Raw genomic sequence first — 16,589 nt, 5'->3', positions numbered from 1 at the left:
CTCCCTAGAATTGGTGTGTGGACACCCCGGCGACAACCCGTTTTCGGCTCGACATCGCCTATCAGGGCACCGACTTCAACGGCTGGGCGATCCAGCCCGGGCTGCGAACCGTGCAGGGCGAGATCGAGGCGGCGTTGGCGACGATCTTCCGCAGGCACGGCGGCGCACCGCAGCTCATCGTCGCCGGCCGAACGGATGCCGGGGTGCACGCCCGGGGTCAGGTCGCCCACGCCGATCTGACCGCCGACCAGGTGAAGACGCTGCTCAAGCCGCGCGGACATGCCGCCCCCACGGATGCGGGCACGACCCTCGCGCGCCGGCTGAACGGCATCTTCGGCCCCGTGCCCGACGTCGTCATAACGAGGGCGTCGGTGGCCCCGGCGGGCTTCGACGCCCGGTTCTCCGCCATTTGGCGCCGCTACGAATACCGGGTCGCCGACAGTATCTCGCTGCGCGACCCGCTGCAGCGTCACCGCACCTCCTGGCTACCGACCGAGCTCGACCTCCCCGCCATGGACGAAGCAGCAGTCAGCCTTCTGGGCCTCCACGACTTCGCGAGCTACTGCAAGCCCCGCACCGGCTCGACGACCATCCGGACCCTCCTGAACTTCGCCTGGGCCCGCGATGCCGACGGCGTGCTCATCGCGTCGGTTGAGGCCGACGCCTTCTGCCACAGCATGGTTCGCGCCCTGGTCGGCGGCTGCGTCACGGTGGGGGAGGGAAAGCTGCGGGCATCCGATCTCGTCACCCTGCGTGACGAACGCAAGCGCACGAGCGCCTTCCGGGTGATGCCCGCGAGAGGGCTGACCCTCACCCAGGTCGGCTACCCCGAAGACATCGGCCTCGCGATCCGCGCGGAGCAGACCCGGGCGATGCGCTCGCTGTAGCGCTCGCGCCGGAGAACTCGGCCGGGGGTGCGGCGTGTCGACCGTCGTGCCGGAGAAATGGGCCGGGATGTGCCGGATTCTCCGGCGGGAGGCGGCGGGACGCGACGCGACGCGGGCCGAATTGACCGCGATGGGCGGGCTCGCGTACTATTGATCTTTGGTGTCTGTGCCACTGCGGCACGACCCACGAACGTGAGCCCTCCGATTGATCGGTTTCCGTCTCCTCGAGACGACAACCGTCCTGGAGCGGGATTCACGAACACCTCCGTTCGATACAGAAAGCAGCCACTACTGTGACGCGCACTTACACCCCGAAAGCAGACGAGATCCAGCGCGACTGGGTCGTCATCGACGCGACCGACGTCGTGCTCGGTCGTCTCGCCAGCCACGCCGCCGCTCTCCTCCGTGGAAAGCACAAGGCCACCTTCGCCCCGCACATGGACTCCGGTGACTTCGTCATCATCGTCAACGCGGAGAAGGTCGCCCTCACCGGCTCCAAGGCAGCCCAGAAGAAGGCATACCGCCACTCGGGTTACCCGGGCGGCCTGTCGGCTGTCACCTACGCCGAGCTCCTCGAGAAGAACCCGACCCGCGCTGTGGAGAAGGCCATCCGTGGAATGCTCCCCAAGAACTCGATCGGCCGCGCCCAGCTCCGCAAGCTGAAGGTCTACACGGGAAGCGAGCACCCGCACGCCGCCCAGCAGCCGAAGCCGTACACCCTCGGCCAGGTCGCGCAGTAAGCGCGCCAGCAGACCTTTAAGACTTAGAGACAAAGGATTATCACCATCGTGGCGAAGATCGCAGACAGCATCGAGTCGGCCCAGGCCGACAACGTCGAGTCCTACTCGACCGAGACCCCGGCAAGCGAGGCCCCCCAGGCCCAGCGCCCCGTCCTCACCGTTCCCGGTGCGGCCGTCGGCCGCCGCAAGCAGGCCATCGCCCGCGCGCGGCTCGTTCCGGGCTCCGGCACCATCACGGTCAACGGCCGTGAGTTCGCCGACTACTTCCCCAACAAGCTGCACCAGCAGCTCATCACCGACCCGTTCAAGGTTCTCGACCTCATCGGCGGGTACGACGTGGTCGCCAAGATCACCGGCGGCGGCCCCTCGGGTCAGGCCGGCGCTCTGCGTCTGGCGATCGCCCGTGCGCTGAACGAGATCGACCGCGACAACAACCGCGCCACCCTCAAGAAGGCCGGCTTCCTCACCCGTGACGCTCGCGTCATCGAGCGCAAGAAGGCTGGTCTCAAGAAGGCCCGCAAGGCGTCGCAGTTCTCCAAGCGCTAAGCGTTCCCAACGCTTAGGCTTCGGTACATGCCCCGCCTTTTCGGTACCGACGGAGTCCGCGGACTCGCGAACGGATCCCTCACCGCCGACCTCGCGCTCGGTCTCGCTCAGGCAGCTGCTGCTGTTCTGACGCGAGGCCGCAGCGCCGAGGCGCGGCGTGCCGCCGGTAGACGTCCGGTGGCGATCGTCGCCCGTGACCCTCGAGTCTCGGGCGAGTTCATTTCGGCCGCCGTCGCCGCCGGGCTCGCCAGCTCGGGAATCGACGTGCTCGACGCGGGAGTCATCCCCACCCCGGCAGCGGCCTTCTTGATCTCGGACATCGACGCCGACTTCGGCGTGATGGTCTCCGCATCCCACAACCCGGCGCCCGACAACGGCATCAAGATCTTCGCCCGCGGCGGCACGAAGCTCCCGGATGAGGTCGAAGACCGCATCGAGGAGCACCTCGGCCTCGAGAAGCTCGCTCCCACGGGTGCGGCGGTCGGGCGCATCCGCCGATTCGCCGACGCCGAAGACCGGTACGTCGTGCACCTCCTCGCGAGCCTTCCGCACCGTCTCGACGGCATCCACGTGGTGCTCGACTGCGCGCACGGCGCCGCCGCCGGTGTGTCGCCGGAGGTCTTCACCGACGCGGGCGCCCGCGTCACCGTCATCGGCGACTCGCCCGACGGCATGAACATCAACGACGGGGTCGGCTCCACCCACCTCGACAACCTCGCCGAAGCCGTGCTCGCGGCCGGAGCCGACGTCGGCATCGCCCACGACGGCGACGCCGACCGGTGCCTCGCGATCGATGCGAACGGCAACGTCGTCGACGGCGACCAGATCATGGCCATCCTCGCCCTCGGCATGAAGGAGCGCGGCAAGCTGCGCGACAACACGCTCGTGGCGACGGTGATGAGCAACCTGGGCCTCAAGCTCGCCATGAAAGAGAACGGCATCCGCATCGTCGAGACGGCGGTCGGTGACCGGTACGTGCTCGAGGAGATGAACGAGCACGGATACTCGCTCGGCGGCGAGCAGTCGGGCCACGTCATCATGAGCGACTTCGCGACGACGGGTGACGGCATCCTCACCGGACTGCACCTGCTCAGCGAGATGGCCCGCCAGCACAAGTCGCTGGCCGAGCTCGCCCAGGCGATGACGGTCTACCCGCAGCTGATGGTGAACGTGAAGAACGTCGACCACCACGCCGTGCACACGGATGAAGTGCTGAAGGCCGCCGTTCAGGCGGCGGAGGCAGCGCTCGGCGACACCGGGCGCGTGCTGTTGCGGCCGTCCGGCACGGAACCACTCGTGCGCGTGATGGTGGAAGCCGCCGATCAGGGCACGGCGGAACGGCTGGCCAACGAGCTCGCCGACGTCGTGCGCGAGCGGCTGGCCCTCTAGCTGTTCTGACCTCGACCGTAGTTGATTCGGTCGATCACGAGGCCTTCGAGAGCAGCGCCGCCCCTGCCGCTGCCGCACTCCCATCGAGGGGCCCCAACGCGCCGTGAGGCGCCTGCGCCAGACGGCGTGTTGGGACCCCTCGTTTTTGTGGGTGCTTGCCGGGATGCGTCCGGCGTCCGGCGTCCGGCCCGCGACGCGCGGAAGATCCGCCGGGCGAGGGGCGAGGGGCGCGTTGTTGCGGGCGGGAAAGGGGCTGAGGCCGCAAGGACTCGCCCCTCGTAAGCGCCCGGGACGACGGAGCTCTCTCCCGCGTCAACAACGACCCAGGTTTGTACAGCCAGTTCCGGCTAGGCCCTCTAGTCGTCGGCGGCCTTCTGTGCCGCGATGAAGTCGGTGACGGAGAACGCGCGCGTGCGACCGGGGAGCATCCCCGCGCCGTAGAGTCCCGCCAGCAGTTCGGCGGGATCGGTGTCGAGTGCTGTCGCCAGGCGCACGATCGTGTGCAACTCCGAGTTGGCCTCTCCGCGTTCGATGCGACCGTAGTTGGTCACGTGCATGTCTGCGAGGTTGGCGATGTGCTCCTGGCTGAAGCCGAGCGCGAGCCGCGCTTTGCGCACCCGCTCGCCGAACAGCTCGGCGGCGCGGGAGCGAGGGGCTGGCATACCTCATGAGTACGGCACACAGGCCGCCATGACCAGAGTTCACAAACCTGTGGCTCTTATGCCTCAGGTCGGACGACGTCAGAGCTTGCGGAGCAGCACCGAGCTGACCGTGTGATCGGCGCCTTTGCGCAGCACCAGCTTCGCCCGCGAGCGCGTCGGCCGGATGTTCTGGGTGAGGTTGGGCTCGTTGATGCTGCTCCAGATGCCGGCCGCTCGCCCGCGCGCCTGCTCCTCGGTGAGCTCCGCGAACCGGTGGAAGTACGACTGGGGATTCGCGAACGCGCCCCGCTGCAGTTTGAGGAAGCGCTCCTCGTACCAGCGTGCGATGTCGCGGGTGCGCGCGTCCACGTACACACTGAAATCGAAGAGGTCGCTCACCGCCAGACGGTTGCCGCCCCCCGCCGGCTGCAGCACGTTGAGCCCTTCGACGATCAGGACGTCGGGGCGGCGCACGACGATCTCGGCGTCGGGCACGATGTCGTAGCTCAGGTGCGAGTAGAAGGGCGCCCGCACCTCGGCGGCGCCGCTCTTCACCGCGGTGACGAACCGCAGCAGCGAGCGACGGTCGTACGATTCGGGAAACCCTTTGCGTTCCATCAACCCACGACGGGCGAGCTCGGCGTTCGGCAGGAGGAAGCCGTCGGTCGTGACGAGTTCGACGCGAGGAGTGTCGTCCCAGCGCGACAGCAGTTCGCGCAGCAGGCGGGCGATGGTCGACTTGCCGACAGCGACCGACCCGGCCACGCCGATCACGAACGGCGTGCTCGCCGCACGCTCTCCAAGGAACTGACTGGTCACCCGGTGCAGCTGTTTGGCGCCACCGACATAGAGGTTCAGCAGCCGGCTGAGCGGCAGATAGACCTCTTCGACCTCGCGCATGTCGAGCGGATCGCCGAGCCCGCGCAACTGCACGATCTCGGTCTCTTTGAGCGGGAGCTCCGTGCTCTCGGCGAGATCGGCCCAGTCGGCTCGCGACAGTTCGACGAAGGGGGACGACTCGCCGTTGCCTGTGGATCCGCCTTGTGCTGCGCCGTGCTCCGCCATAGGCGTCAAGTCTAGGGTGTCCGCCCAGGCTAAAATCGGCTGCATGTGTGGAATCGTCGGGTACGTCGGAACGGATAAGAGCCTCGAGGTGCTCCTCGGCGGGCTGAAGCGTCTGGAGTACCGCGGGTACGACTCCGCGGGTGTCGCGGTCATCGGCCCGAACGGTGAGCTGGGCACCGCCAAGAAGGCGGGCAAGCTGTCCGCGCTGGTCGGCGAGCTCGAGAGCCACCCCATCCCGAACGGCGGCACGGGGATCGGGCACACCCGCTGGGCGACCCACGGCGGCCCGACCGACGTCAACGCCCACCCTCACCTCGGCGACGACGGCAGGCTCGCCGTCATCCACAACGGCATCATCGAGAACTTCGCGACGCTCAAAGACGAGCTGCTCGCCGACGGCTTCACGTTCGAGTCGGAGACCGACACCGAGGTCGCAGCCGTCCTCCTCGGCCGCGAGTACCACGCCACCGGCGATCTGAACGAGGCGTTCCGCCGTGTCGTCTCCCGGCTCGAGGGCGCGTTCACGCTGCTCGCCCTGCACAAGGACCAGCCGCACGTCGTGGTCGGCGCCCGCCGCAATTCCCCGCTCGTGATCGGGCTCGGTGACGGCGAGAACTTCCTCGGCTCCGACGTCGCGGCCTTCGTCGAGTACACCCGCAATGCCATGGCGATCGGTCAAGACCAGATCGTGACGATCACGCCCGACTCCGTGACGGTGACCGATTTCGGGGGCGTTCCCGTCGAGGTCGAGCCGTTCGAGGTCGCCTGGGATGCGTCGGCGGCCGAGAAGGGCGGCTGGTCGTCGTTCATGGCCAAGGAGATCGCCGAAGAGCCGGATGCGGTGGCGAACACCCTGCGCGGCCGCCTCGTCGACGGCACCGTGCACATCCCGGAGCTCGACACGCTCGGTGACGACGCGCTCGCCGGCGTCGACCGCATCACCATCATCGCCTGCGGCACGGCCGCTTACGCCGGGATGGTCGGCAGCTACGCCATCGAGAAGTGGGCCCGCGTTCCCGTCTCGGTGGAGCTGAGCCACGAGTTCCGGTATCGCGAGCCGGTGATCTCCCAGGGCACGCTGGTGATCTCGATCAGCCAGTCGGGCGAGACCATGGACACCCTCATGGCCGTGAAGTACGCCCGCGACGCCGGAGCCAAGACGATCTCGGTCTGCAACACCCAGGGCGCCACCATCCCGCGCGAGTCGGACGCCGCGCTCTACACGCACGCCGGCCCCGAGGTCGCCGTGGCCTCGACGAAGGCGTTCGTGGCGCAGATCACCGCCCTGTACCTGTTCGGCCTCCACCTGGCGCGCGTGCGCGGCACACTGACCGACGCCGTACAGCGCGAGGCCATCGACGAGCTCGCCGCGGTGCCCGAGAAGATCGCGACCGTGCTGGAATCGCACGAGACCATCGCACAGCTGGCCCGCTGGATGTCCGACACCCGCTCGGTGCTCTTCCTCGGCCGTCACGTCGGGTACCCGATCGCGCTCGAGGGTGCGCTCAAGCTCAAAGAGCTCGCGTACATCCACGCCGAGGGATTCGCGGCGGGCGAGCTCAAGCACGGCCCGATCGCGCTGATCGAGCCGGGCCAGCCCGTGTTCGTCGTGGTGCCGAGCCCTCGCTTCTCCGACGAGATGCACAAGAAGGTCGTCTCGAACATCCAGGAGATCCGCGCCCGTGGCGCCCGCGTGATCGCGATCGCCGAGGCCGGTGACGCCGCTGTGCTCCCCTTCGCCGACGAGGTCATCCGCATCCCCCTCGCCGAGCCCCTGTTCGAGCCGCTGCTCGCGGTGGTTCCACTGCAGATCTTCGCGATGGAGCTGTCGGCGGCCAAGGGCCTCGACGTCGACCAGCCGCGCAACCTGGCCAAGTCGGTCACGGTCGAGTAAGCGCGCTCATGATCGCCGGCATCGGGGTCGACGTGGTCGATCTGGCGCGCTTCACGCGGGCCATCGACCGCACGCCACGCCTCCGGGAGCGGCTCTTCACCGAGGCGGAGCGGCTTCTTCCGGTGCACTCGCTCGCCGCGCGTTTCGCAGCGAAGGAAGCACTGATCAAAGCCCTCGGCGGTTCGGAGGGCGTGCGCTGGCACGACATGGAGATCGTCGCCGACGGCGAGGGCAACCCGGGCTTCGTGCTGCACAACGTGGTGGAACAGGATGTGCGCGCTCGCGGGATCTCCCACATCCACGTGACGATGAGCCACGATGCGGGGGTTGCGACCGCGTTCGTGGTCGCCGAACGGGACGACCGTGGCTGATTCACCCGTCTTCCGCGAAGCGGTCATCGATCTCGCCGCGCTCACGTCGAACGTCGCGCACCTCCGGGAGGTCGTCGGCACCGAGCACGTGATGGCCGTGGTCAAGGCGAACGCCTACGGTCACGGTGCGGTCGAGTGCGCACGCGCTGCGCTGGCCGGCGGCGCCGACTGGCTCGGCGTGGCCGACGTGACGGAGGCGCTGCAGTTGCGGCGAGCCGGGATCGACGCCCCGGTGCTCGCTTGGCTGCACGATCCCGGCATCGACTTCGGGCCGTCCATCGAGGCGGGCATCGACCTCGGCATCAGCTCGATCGCTCACCTGGACGCGGTCGCCGAAGCGCGCCGCGCGTCGGTCGCCGCCGGACGGCAGCAAGGCCCGGCGTTCGTGCAGCTCAAGCTCGAGACCGGACTGAGCCGCAACGGGATCTCCGAGCCCGAGTGGGCTGCGGTGTTCGCCCGCGCGGCGGAGCTCGAGGGAGCGGGCGATGTGCGCGTGCGCGGCATCTTCAGCCACGTCTCGAACGCGTCGCCCGACGACGACGCCGCTGCCGTCGAAGCTTTCACCCGCGGCCTCGACGCCGCAGAAGCCGCCGGTCTCAGCCCGGAGCTACGGCATCTTGCGGCTTCGGCCGCCGCGCTCCGCATCCCGGAGGCACGGTTCAACCTCGTGCGCTTCGGCATCGCCATCTACGGCCTCTCGCCTTTCGAAGACGCCTCGAGCGCAGACCTCGGCCTCACACCCGTGATGACCCTGCGCGGTCGCGTCGCCGCCGTGCGCCGGGTGCCGGCGGGCACCGGGGTCTCTTACGACTACACGTACCGCACCACGAGCGAGTCGACGCTGGCCCTGGTTCCGCTCGGCTATGCAGAGGGCATCCCGCGTCACGCGTCGAGCCGCGCGCCGGTGCGCATCGGCGAGAAGACCTTCACGATCAGCGGGCGCGTCGCGATGGACCAGTTCGTGGTCGACGTGGGCGACGCCGCGGTGCAGGTCGGAGATGAGGTCGTACTCTTCGGCGACCCGGTCACCGGGGCGCCGTCTGCCGCAGACTGGGCGGCCGCAGCCGACACGATCAACTACGAGATCGTGACCCGCATCGGGGCTCGCGTGCGCCGCACATACCCGGAGCCGTCATGACTGGCCTGTGGCCCCCGACCACCCGCGTGATCCCCGACTCCGCTGCCATGCACACGCTCGGCATCGAGCTCGCGGGGATCCTGCGCGCGGGCGATCTCGTGGTGCTGAACGGCCCGCTGGGCGCCGGTAAGACCACCCTGACCCGCGGCATCGGCGACGGTCTGCAGGTGCGCGGCCCGGTGACCAGCCCGACCTTCGTGCTCGCCCGAACGCATCCGAGTCTCGTCGGGGGAGCGCCGTTGGTGCACGTCGACGCCTACCGGCTCAGCAGCGCGCTCGAACTGGACGATCTCGACATCGACTTCGCGCGCTCGATCGTGGTGGTCGAGTGGGGCAGCGGGATGCTCGACGGCGTCGCCGAGTCGTGGCTCGACATCGACATCGTGCGCCCGACGGGCGGCTCGGAGCAGGCTCCGTTGCCGGCGGACGACGATCCGGCGGAAGACGAGGACATCGAAGACGCCGACCGCGATGACGCCCTCGACGCCGAGGAGCCCCGCCGGGTCACCGTGACCGGCTACGGGCCCCGCTGGCTCGCCTAGGCTGGAACCATGCTTCTCGCGATCGACACCTCAGCCGGCACCAGCGTCGCGGTGGTCGACCGTGACGGCGGGGTGCTCGCCGAGGCCTCCGAGGCCGACACCATGCGTCACGCCGAGGTGATCGGCACGCTCATCGACGAGGTGCTCCGCACATCCGGAGTCGCGGTCTCGTCGTTGTCGGGCGTCGTCGCCGGGATGGGACCCGGCCCGTTCACCGGGCTCCGCGTCGGCATCGCCGCGGCCAAGGCCTTCGCCTTCGGCGCCGCGAAGCCGCTCGTTCCCGTCGTGAGTCACGACGCGGTCGCGTTCGAGCGCTACGCCGCCGGTCAGGAGGGAGGGCTGCTCGTGGTGACGGATGCGCGCCGCCGCGAGCTGTACTGGTCGGCCTACGTCGGCGTCGACGAGACGGGCCTGCCCATCCGGGAGGACGGGCCCGGTCTGGGCGAGCCCGACGCCCTGCCGCATCCCTCGCTCACCCGCTTCGACGCGCACCAGATCTCCGCGGGCGCCCTCGGGATGCTCGCCGAACTCCTCTACGCGAACGGTCGCCCTTTCGCGCCCGACGAACCCCTGTACCTCCGCTCGCCCGACGTGACGCTCTCGGCCGGGCCGAAACGGGTGAGCGCGTGACCGGCACGGTCTCGGGAGCCGCGTGGCAGCTGCGCCGGGCGACCATCGACGATGTCGAGCCGATCATGGAGCTCGAACGATCGACGTTCGTGAGCGATGCGTGGTCGGAAGAGTCCATGCGCGCGGAGATCGCGGGCGAGCACGGCTACTACCTCGTCGCTTTCGAGCCCGAGCAGCCGGAGCGCATCGACGCGTACGCCGGGCTGCTGGCTCCGCGGGGGGCGATCGAGGGCGACATCCAGACCATCGCCGTCGCGCCGCGAGCGCGTCGCAACGGCCTGGGTCGCGCGCTGATGCTGGCGCTCGTCGGCGAGGCACGCAAGCGCGGCGCCCGCGAGGTCTTCCTCGAGGTGCGGGCGGACAACCCCAGCGCCCAGACGCTGTATCGCGGCCTCGGCTTCGAGGAGATCGGCGTGCGCCCCCGCTACTACCAGCCCGACGGCGTTGACGCGATCGTGATGCGTCTCACCATCCCGACTCCGGAGACGACGACAGCATGAATCGCACGAACCCTCTCGTTCTCGGCATCGAGACCTCGTGCGATGAGACCGGGATCGGCATCGTGCGCGGCACGACGCTGCTGTCCAACACGATCGCGTCGTCGATGGACGAGCACGCGCGCTACGGCGGTGTGGTTCCGGAGGTCGCGGCCCGAGCGCACCTCGAGGCGCTGACGCCGACCCTCCGCACCGCCGTGGCGGACGCCGGCATCGAGCTGTCCGAGATCGACGCCGTCGCCGTCACCAGCGGCCCCGGTCTCTCCGGCGCGCTCATGGTCGGTGTGGGGGCGGCCAAGGCGCTCGCCGTGTCTCTGGGCAAGCCGGTGTTCGCCGTGAACCACCTCGTCGGCCACGTCGGCGCCGACCTGCTCGACGCCGCGGGCGGCCCAGGCCATCCGGTCGAGCTGCCGACGATCGCGCTTCTCGTGTCGGGCGGCCACACCTCTCTGCTGCTCGTGCGCGATCTCGTCTCGGATGTCGTGCTGCTCGGCGAGACGATCGACGACGCGGCGGGGGAGGCGTTCGACAAGGTCGCCCGCCTGCTCGGCCTGCCGTATCCGGGCGGCCCGCAGATCGACCGCGTCGCCGTCGGCGGCGACCCGAAGGCGATCCGCTTTCCCCGAGGGCTCACCAAGCCGAAAGACCTCGAAGCGCACCGGTACGATTTCTCGTTCTCGGGGCTCAAGACGGCCGTCGCCCGCTGGGTCGAGCAGCGGCAGGATGCGGGCGAGCCCGTTCCCGTGGCCGACGTGGCGGCCAGCTTCCGCGAGGCCGTGGTCGACGTGCTGCTCACGAAAGCGATGGCCGCCTGCCGGGATCACGACGTTCCCCGGCTGCTGCTCGGCGGCGGGGTCGTCGCGAACGCACGCGTGCGCGAGGTGGCGGCGCAGCGGGCCGCGGATGCCGGGGTCGCGCTACGCATCCCCGCCCTCTCGCTCTGCACCGACAACGGGGCGATGATCGCGGCGCTCGGAGCCCAGCTGATCATGGCGGGGCGGGAGCCGAGCGGCCTGACGTTCGCGGCCGACTCCACGCTTCCGGTGACCGACATCCACGTCGTCCGCTGAGCCGGCCAGCGCTTTCCTGCGTGGTACCGCGGTGCCGTTTTCGGGGCTATTCCGCCGATCGAAGCGCCCGAAGCAATAGTGTGGGGATGCGGCTGTGCGGGGAGGCCATTCGTTGACACCTCCCGAGCCGCCTGCCACCATGGCAGCGCTCAGCAGTCCTTCTACCTAAGGAGATTGGCCTCATGACCGATCCGAACGTGCCCGCCGACCCGGCGGACCCCAACGCCTCCGCCGATCAGACCGGCAACGTTCCCCCGGTTCCGCCCACGCCGCCCGCGCCTCCTGCGCCGCCCGCGCCGCCGGTTCCGCCGCAGCAGCCGTACGGCCAGCAGGCTCCGCAGCAGCCGTACGGTCAGCAGCCGCAGCAGCCGTATGGACAGCAGCCGCAGCAGCCGTATGGACAGCAGCCGCAGCAGCCTTACGGTCAGCAGCAGCCCTACGGCCAGCCGCAGTACGGCGCACCGGCCTACGGTCAGCCCGCCCCCGGCTACGCACAGCCGTACGCCCCGCAGGCGAAGTCGCCGATCCTCAGCATCCTGTCCATGGTGGGCGGCATCATCGGCGTCGTGCTCGGCTGGGTCTACGGCATCGGCTTCCCGTTCGGTGTCGCCGCCGTCATCCTCGGGTTCATCGGCAAGAAGAAGGAACCGGCCGCCAAGGGCTTCTGGCTCACGGGCATCATCACCGGATTCGTGAGCATCGCGTTCTCGCTCATCATCTGGGCAGTGATCATCTTCTTCGTCGTCGCGTTCTCGGCGACACGCTCCACCTACAGCTACTGAGTCACTCAGTCGGCGAAGGCCGGGCGACGCGCAAGCGTGCCCGGCCTTCGTCGGTGCTGCGCCCGTGGCGGACGGTCAGCGTTCGAGGCGTTCCACCAGCAGGGCGGTGTGCTTACCGGCGACGCGGGTCAGAATGACCGTCGCCGAGTTCTGACCCGTGAGCGACAGGCGCTTGCGCAGGGCCGCAGGATCGACGTCGACGCCGCGCTTCTTGATCTCGAGCACGCCGATGCCGCGCTGCTTGAGTGCACGCTTCAGCTCGCGCTCCTGATACGGGAGGGTGTCGAGCACGCGGAATCCCGTGGCGAACGGCGTGCTCTTCGCCTCGTCGGAGGTGAGATAGGCGATGCCGTCGCTCAGCATCCCCGCGCCGAGGCTGCGCGCGAGGTCGCCGATCAGGCGCGCCCGGATGACCGCTCCGTTCGGTTCGTAGACGTACTCGCCGAGGTCGGTCGTCTCGGCGTCTTCGCTGTCGGAGCCTGCGGTGAGCTCGGCCGTGTCGTCTCCGTCGACGACGAGCGCGGCGCGACGGATGCCGTGCCGGGTCAGCGCGCCGAACCACAGGCCCATCTCGACGAGCTGTCCGTCGATCGAGATCCACTGCGCCTCGGCGCTCGACGGGATGAGGTCGCGGTCGAGACCAGGCCCGAGCTTCAGGCCGACGGACCGCCCGGTGGCGAGTTCGAACGCGAACCCGAGCGAGGGCGAGTAGTCGTCGGGGTCGGTGATGCGGGAGGTCTGCCCGTGGCCGGCGGTGCGGCGGGCGGGGTCGAGGAAGATGCCGTCGATGCCCCTCAGGTCGGTCTTCTCCGCGCTCTGGTGCAGCACGGTGGCGTTGCCGAACGGAGCCAGGTTGAAGCTCGCGATTGCAGCCGTGACCTCGTCGGCCTCGACGGCCGTCACGTCGAGATCCAGCCCGGCGAAAGCCATCGCGTCACCGCCGATCCCGCAGCCGAGGTCGGCGACGTTGGTGAGTCCTGCGGCCGCGAACCGGGTGGCGTGCCGGGCGGCGACGGGCAGACGCGTAGCCTGCTCCAGACCGGCCTCGGTGAACAGCATCCGGCCGGCGAACTCGCCGAACTTGACGCGAGCCTTCGAGCGCAGCCTCGCCTGAGTGAGCACCGCGGCGACGAGCGCAGGGGAGTGGCCCGCCTTGCGAAGGTCGCTGACCATCTTCAGAACATCGCGCTCAGAATGGTAGGGCGGCAGCGAATCGAGCAGCCTCAGGCCCTCGGGGGTGAGCACTTCCAGCAACTCGGACCGATCCATGTGATCACGGTACCTCTTGGCACTCACGTTGCGTGACTGCTAACGAACCCTCTAAACTCCTTTTAGCACTCTCACTGTGAGTGTGCTAACTCAAGTCTTAGTCAAGAAGTCAGAAAGAGGGGTCAACCGTGTCGGTCTCCATCAAGCCGCTCGAGGATCGCATCGTTATCAAGCAGGTCGAGGCTGAGCAGACCACTGCCTCGGGTCTGGTCATCCCCGACACCGCCAAGGAGAAGCCGCAGGAGGGCGAGGTCATCGCCGTCGGTCCCGGTCGCATCGACGACAACGGCAACCGTGTGCCGCTCGATGTCGTCGTCGGCGACAAGGTGCTCTACTCCAAGTACGGCGGCACCGAGGTCACCTTCTCCAACGAGACGTACCTCGTGCTCTCCGCTCGCGACGTTCTCGCAGTGGTCGTGCGCTGACCTCAGAAGTCAGCGAGACAGAAGGCCCGGATGCGTAACGCATCCGGGCCTTCTGCATGCGTATGATCTGTGGAGTGTCCCAGAGCGTTCAGCCAGCAGAAGAGAAGCCCCTCACCGAACACCGGCGCTCGGGCCTGATCTACGCCATCTCGGCCTATGTGCTGTGGGGCATCCTGCCGATCTACTTCCTGTCGCTCGTGCCGGCCAGCGCGTTCGAGATCGTCGCGTGGCGTGTGCTGTTCTCCCTGGTCTTCTGCGCCATCCTGCTCACGGTGACCCGCAAGTGGCGGGTGTTCGGTGCGTTGCTGACGAACAAGCGGGTGCTGTTCACGATGGGCGCCGCCGGAGCACTCATCTACGTCAACTGGCAGACGTATGTGCTCGCGACGGTCTCGGGGCACGTCGTGGAGGCCGCGCTCGGGTACTTCATCAACCCGATCGTCACCGTCTTCCTCGGAGTGATCGTGCAGCGGGAGAGGCTGCGCGTCGCCCAGTGGGTGGCCGTCGGGGTGAGTGTCGTCGCGGTGGTCGTGCTCGCCATCGGGTACGGATCGCTGCCTTGGATCGCCCTGCTCCTGGCCTTCTCGTTCGGCTTCTACGGGCTGATCAAGAAGCGCGTCGGCGGCTCGGTCGACGCGGTCTCGGGACTCACCCTCGAGACCATGTGGCTGACGCCCGTAGCGATCGTGCAACTCATCGTCGTCGGTGCGACCGTCGGCATCACGCTCGGCACGATCAGCGTCTGGCACACGGTGCTGCTGGTCGGAGCCGGAGTGATCACGGCCGTGCCGTTGCTGTTCTTCGCGGCAGCGTCCCGCAGGCTGCCCTTGGTCTACATGGGGTTCATCCAGTACTTCGCCCCGTTCATCCAGTTCCTCGTCGGCGTCGCCATCCTGCACGAGGCGATGCCGCCGGAGCGCTGGCTCGGGTTCGGCATCGTGTGGCTGGCACTGCTCATCCTGACCGTCGACATGATCGTGGCCGCCCGGTCGGGTCGTCGCCAGGTCGCGCTCGACGTCGCCACCATCGAGTGATCCTGGAATAGAACCCCAAGGTTCTGCCGTTAGAGTTGAATATCCGTTGGCGCTGGTGGCGGGCGGATCCTCATATCCACTCGACTCATAAGGGGTGAAATGGATCAGCACGATCCGTTCGGCTTCATCGGTTTGACCTACGACGACGTGATGCTCCTGCCCGGGTATACAGACGTCATCCCGAGTGAGGTGGACACCTCGTCCCGGCTCACCAAGCGCATCTCCGTCTCCGCGCCGCTCCTGTCGAGCGCGATGGACACCGTCACCGAGTCGCGCATGGCCGTCGCCATGGCGCGGCAGGGCGGCATCGGCATCCTGCACCGCAACCTCTCGATCGAAGACCAGGCGGCACACGTCGACAAGGTCAAGCGGTCGGAGTCGGGCATGATCACCAACCCCGTCACCACGACCCCCGACGCCACCGTCGAAGAGGTCGACGCCCTCTGCGGTCAGTTCCGCGTCAGCGGGCTGCCCGTGGTCGAGCCGGACGGCACCCTCGTCGGCATCATCACCAACCGCGACATGCGTTTCGTGTCGCCGTTCGAGCGCACCACCACCTACGTGCGCGACGTGATGACCCGCATGCCGCTGATCACCGCGCCGGTCGGGATCGACCCCGACTCCGCGGTCGCCATCTTCGCCGAGCACAAGATCGAGAAGCTGCCGCTCGTCGACGCCGACGGCCGTCTGCGGGGGCTCATCACCGTCAAAGACTTCGACAAGAGCGAGCAGTACCCCAACGCCACCAAAGACGAAGAGGGCCGGCTGCGCGTCGGCGCCGCCATCGGCTTCTTCGGCGACGGCTGGGAACGCGCGATGACCCTCATCGACGCGGGCGTCGACGTCATCGTCGTCGACACGGCGAACGGCGAGAGCCGCGGCGTGCTCGACATCATCAGCCGTCTCAAGCACGAGCCGCGTGCCGCTCACGTCGACGTGATCGGCGGACAGGCGGCCACGCGTTCCGGCGCCCAGGCGCTCATCGACGCCGGAGCCGACGCGATCAAGGTCGGCGTCGGGCCCGGCTCGATCTGCACCACGCGCGTCGTCGCGGGTGTCGGGGTTCCCCAGGTGACCGCCGTCTACGAGTCGTCGCTCGCGGCGCGGCCGGCCGGCGTGCCCCTGATCGCCGACGGAGGGCTGCAGTACTCGGGCGACATCGCGAAGGCGCTCGTCGCCGGCGCCGACACCGTCATGCTCGGCTCGCTGCTCGCCGGAACCGCGGAGTCGCCCGGAGACCTGGTCTTCGTCAACGGCAAGCAGTTCAAGAACTATCGCGGCATGGGCTCGCTCGGCGCGATGCAGACCCGCGGCAAGAAGACCTCCTACTCCCGCGACCGCTACTTCCAGGCGGATGTGCCGAGCGACGAGCAGCTGATCGCCGAAGGCATCGAGGGTCAGGTTCCGTATCGCGGGCCTCTCTCGGCTGTGGCCTACCAGCTGCTGGGTGGCTTGCGTCAGTCGATGTTCTACGTCGGCGCCCGCACCATCCCCGAGTTGAAGGAGCGCGGCAAGTTCGTGCGCATCACCCCGGCCGGGCTCAAGGAGTCGCACCCGCACGATGTGGCGATGGTCGTGGAGGCGCCGAACTACCGCAGCTGACGCCCCGCCGCCAGCGCCCGCACACCGTGTAGGCTGGAAGGCTCGTTCGACGCGGGCGCCCTGTTGC

18 protein-coding genes are annotated in these 16,589 nt (G+C 68.7%); 15 read left to right on the top strand and 3 right to left on the bottom strand.

Annotated elements, in window-relative coordinates:
• Positions 1 to 17 precede the first annotated feature (17 nt).
• The 4 genes from ACFVWR_RS08595 (at position 18) to glmM (ending at position 3,562) form a co-directional block, all read left to right on the top strand.
• Positions 18 to 887, top strand: a complete 870-nt coding sequence (locus ACFVWR_RS08595; protein WP_387210071.1) for a tRNA pseudouridine synthase A — start codon at positions 18 to 20, stop codon at positions 885 to 887.
• Positions 888 to 1,180: 293 nt separating this feature from the next.
• Positions 1,181 to 1,627, top strand: coding sequence for a 50S ribosomal protein L13 (gene rplM / locus ACFVWR_RS08590; RefSeq protein WP_387210069.1), 447 nt, complete (start codon positions 1,181 to 1,183; stop codon positions 1,625 to 1,627).
• 48 nt (positions 1,628 to 1,675) lie between these two features.
• A complete protein-coding gene (gene rpsI / locus ACFVWR_RS08585; RefSeq protein ID WP_387210067.1) occupies positions 1,676 to 2,173 on the top strand; it encodes a 30S ribosomal protein S9 in 498 nt (165 codons plus the stop codon).
• 27 nt (positions 2,174 to 2,200) lie between these two features.
• Positions 2,201 to 3,562 carry a phosphoglucosamine mutase gene (gene glmM / locus ACFVWR_RS08580; RefSeq protein ID WP_387210065.1) on the top strand — a complete coding sequence of 454 codons (1,362 nt, stop codon included), beginning with the start codon at positions 2,201 to 2,203 and terminating at the stop codon, positions 3,560 to 3,562.
• A gap of 356 nt (positions 3,563 to 3,918) precedes the next feature.
• Here glmM and ACFVWR_RS08575 read toward each other — a convergent pair whose 3' ends face one another.
• Together ACFVWR_RS08575 and coaA are read right to left on the bottom strand one after the other, a co-directional pair.
• On the bottom strand, positions 3,919 to 4,224 hold the full coding sequence (locus ACFVWR_RS08575) for a helix-turn-helix domain-containing protein (protein ID WP_387210063.1): 306 nt from the start codon (positions 4,222 to 4,224) through the stop codon (positions 3,919 to 3,921).
• A 78-nt stretch (positions 4,225 to 4,302) separates the two neighbouring features.
• On the bottom strand, positions 4,303 to 5,268 hold the full coding sequence (gene coaA / locus ACFVWR_RS08570) for a type I pantothenate kinase (protein WP_387210061.1): 966 nt from the start codon (positions 5,266 to 5,268) through the stop codon (positions 4,303 to 4,305).
• A 43-nt stretch (positions 5,269 to 5,311) separates the two neighbouring features.
• Here coaA and glmS point away from each other — a divergent pair, with 43 nt between their 5' ends.
• The 8 genes from glmS (at position 5,312) to ACFVWR_RS08530 (ending at position 12,192) form a co-directional block, all read left to right on the top strand.
• Positions 5,312 to 7,162 (top strand): glutamine--fructose-6-phosphate transaminase (isomerizing), encoded by a 1,851-nt coding sequence (gene glmS / locus ACFVWR_RS08565; protein ID WP_387210059.1) that lies wholly within the window; start codon positions 5,312 to 5,314, stop codon positions 7,160 to 7,162.
• 8 nt (positions 7,163 to 7,170) lie between these two features.
• Positions 7,171 to 7,533 carry a holo-ACP synthase gene (locus ACFVWR_RS08560; RefSeq protein ID WP_387210057.1) on the top strand — a complete coding sequence of 121 codons (363 nt, stop codon included), beginning with the start codon at positions 7,171 to 7,173 and terminating at the stop codon, positions 7,531 to 7,533.
• On the top strand, positions 7,526 to 8,671 hold the full coding sequence (gene alr, locus ACFVWR_RS08555) for an alanine racemase (protein ID WP_387210055.1): 1,146 nt from the start codon (positions 7,526 to 7,528) through the stop codon (positions 8,669 to 8,671). Before ACFVWR_RS08560 ends, alr begins: the two co-directional genes overlap by 8 nt.
• Entirely contained in the window at positions 8,668 to 9,213 is a 546-nt protein-coding gene (gene tsaE / locus ACFVWR_RS08550; protein WP_387210053.1) for a tRNA (adenosine(37)-N6)-threonylcarbamoyltransferase complex ATPase subunit type 1 TsaE, read from the top strand. Before alr ends, tsaE begins: the two co-directional genes overlap by 4 nt.
• Positions 9,214 to 9,222: 9 nt before the next feature.
• The gene (gene tsaB, locus ACFVWR_RS08545; protein ID WP_387210051.1) at positions 9,223 to 9,843 is read left to right on the top strand and encodes a tRNA (adenosine(37)-N6)-threonylcarbamoyltransferase complex dimerization subunit type 1 TsaB; all 621 of its coding nucleotides are present in this window, start codon (positions 9,223 to 9,225) and stop codon (positions 9,841 to 9,843) included.
• Positions 9,840 to 10,343, top strand: coding sequence for a ribosomal protein S18-alanine N-acetyltransferase (gene rimI / locus ACFVWR_RS08540; RefSeq protein ID WP_387210049.1), 504 nt, complete (start codon positions 9,840 to 9,842; stop codon positions 10,341 to 10,343). Before tsaB ends, rimI begins: the two co-directional genes overlap by 4 nt.
• Positions 10,340 to 11,410 carry a tRNA (adenosine(37)-N6)-threonylcarbamoyltransferase complex transferase subunit TsaD gene (gene tsaD / locus ACFVWR_RS08535; protein WP_387210047.1) on the top strand — a complete coding sequence of 357 codons (1,071 nt, stop codon included), beginning with the start codon at positions 10,340 to 10,342 and terminating at the stop codon, positions 11,408 to 11,410. The genes rimI and tsaD overlap by 4 nt, the downstream gene beginning before the upstream one ends.
• A gap of 182 nt (positions 11,411 to 11,592) precedes the next feature.
• Entirely contained in the window at positions 11,593 to 12,192 is a 600-nt protein-coding gene (locus tag ACFVWR_RS08530) for a DUF4190 domain-containing protein (RefSeq protein ID WP_387210045.1), read from the top strand.
• Between the two features lie 75 nt (positions 12,193 to 12,267).
• Here the strand turns inward: ACFVWR_RS08530 and ACFVWR_RS08525 are convergent, their stop codons facing one another.
• The gene (locus ACFVWR_RS08525; protein ID WP_387210043.1) at positions 12,268 to 13,461 is read right to left on the bottom strand and encodes an SAM-dependent methyltransferase; all 1,194 of its coding nucleotides are present in this window, start codon (positions 13,459 to 13,461) and stop codon (positions 12,268 to 12,270) included.
• Positions 13,462 to 13,589: 128 nt separating this feature from the next.
• Here ACFVWR_RS08525 and groES point away from each other — a divergent pair, with 128 nt between their 5' ends.
• The 3 genes from groES (at position 13,590) to guaB (ending at position 16,522) form a co-directional block, all read left to right on the top strand.
• A complete protein-coding gene (groES, locus tag ACFVWR_RS08520; protein WP_387210041.1) occupies positions 13,590 to 13,886 on the top strand; it encodes a co-chaperone GroES in 297 nt (98 codons plus the stop codon).
• A gap of 74 nt (positions 13,887 to 13,960) precedes the next feature.
• A complete protein-coding gene (rarD, locus tag ACFVWR_RS08515) occupies positions 13,961 to 14,920 on the top strand; it encodes an EamA family transporter RarD (RefSeq protein WP_387210039.1) in 960 nt (319 codons plus the stop codon).
• A gap of 99 nt (positions 14,921 to 15,019) precedes the next feature.
• The gene (gene guaB / locus ACFVWR_RS08510; RefSeq protein WP_387210037.1) at positions 15,020 to 16,522 is read left to right on the top strand and encodes an IMP dehydrogenase; all 1,503 of its coding nucleotides are present in this window, start codon (positions 15,020 to 15,022) and stop codon (positions 16,520 to 16,522) included.
• Positions 16,523 to 16,589: the final 67 nt, after the last annotated feature.

Source organism: Leifsonia sp. NPDC058292, from assembly GCF_042880955.1.
In the GTDB taxonomy this organism is placed as follows: Bacteria; Actinomycetota; Actinomycetes; order Actinomycetales; family Microbacteriaceae; genus Leifsonia.
Note: the sequence above shows the minus strand (reverse complement) of the source record. Positions and strands in the feature narration are given on the sequence as shown.

What these genes read in the sequence shown, in the direction of transcription:
- glmS (WP_387210059.1), top strand. Translation starts at nt 5,312, where the DNA reads ATGTGTGGAATCGTCGGGTACGTCGGAACGGATAAGAGCCTCGAGGTG.
- ACFVWR_RS08560 (WP_387210057.1), top strand. Translation starts at nt 7,171, where the DNA reads ATGATCGCCGGCATCGGGGTCGACGTGGTCGATCTGGCGCGCTTCACG.
- glmM (WP_387210065.1), top strand. Translation starts at nt 2,201, where the DNA reads ATGCCCCGCCTTTTCGGTACCGACGGAGTCCGCGGACTCGCGAACGGA.
- coaA (WP_387210061.1), bottom strand. Translation starts at nt 5,268, where the DNA reads ATGGCGGAGCACGGCGCAGCACAAGGCGGATCCACAGGCAACGGCGAG.
- tsaD (WP_387210047.1), top strand. Translation starts at nt 10,340, where the DNA reads ATGAATCGCACGAACCCTCTCGTTCTCGGCATCGAGACCTCGTGCGAT.
- tsaB (WP_387210051.1), top strand. Translation starts at nt 9,223, where the DNA reads ATGCTTCTCGCGATCGACACCTCAGCCGGCACCAGCGTCGCGGTGGTC.
- ACFVWR_RS08575 (WP_387210063.1), bottom strand. Translation starts at nt 4,224, where the DNA reads ATGCCAGCCCCTCGCTCCCGCGCCGCCGAGCTGTTCGGCGAGCGGGTG.
- guaB (WP_387210037.1), top strand. Translation starts at nt 15,020, where the DNA reads ATGGATCAGCACGATCCGTTCGGCTTCATCGGTTTGACCTACGACGAC.
- ACFVWR_RS08525 (WP_387210043.1), bottom strand. Translation starts at nt 13,461, where the DNA reads ATGGATCGGTCCGAGTTGCTGGAAGTGCTCACCCCCGAGGGCCTGAGG.
- tsaE (WP_387210053.1), top strand. Translation starts at nt 8,668, where the DNA reads ATGACTGGCCTGTGGCCCCCGACCACCCGCGTGATCCCCGACTCCGCT.
- ACFVWR_RS08530 (WP_387210045.1), top strand. Translation starts at nt 11,593, where the DNA reads ATGACCGATCCGAACGTGCCCGCCGACCCGGCGGACCCCAACGCCTCC.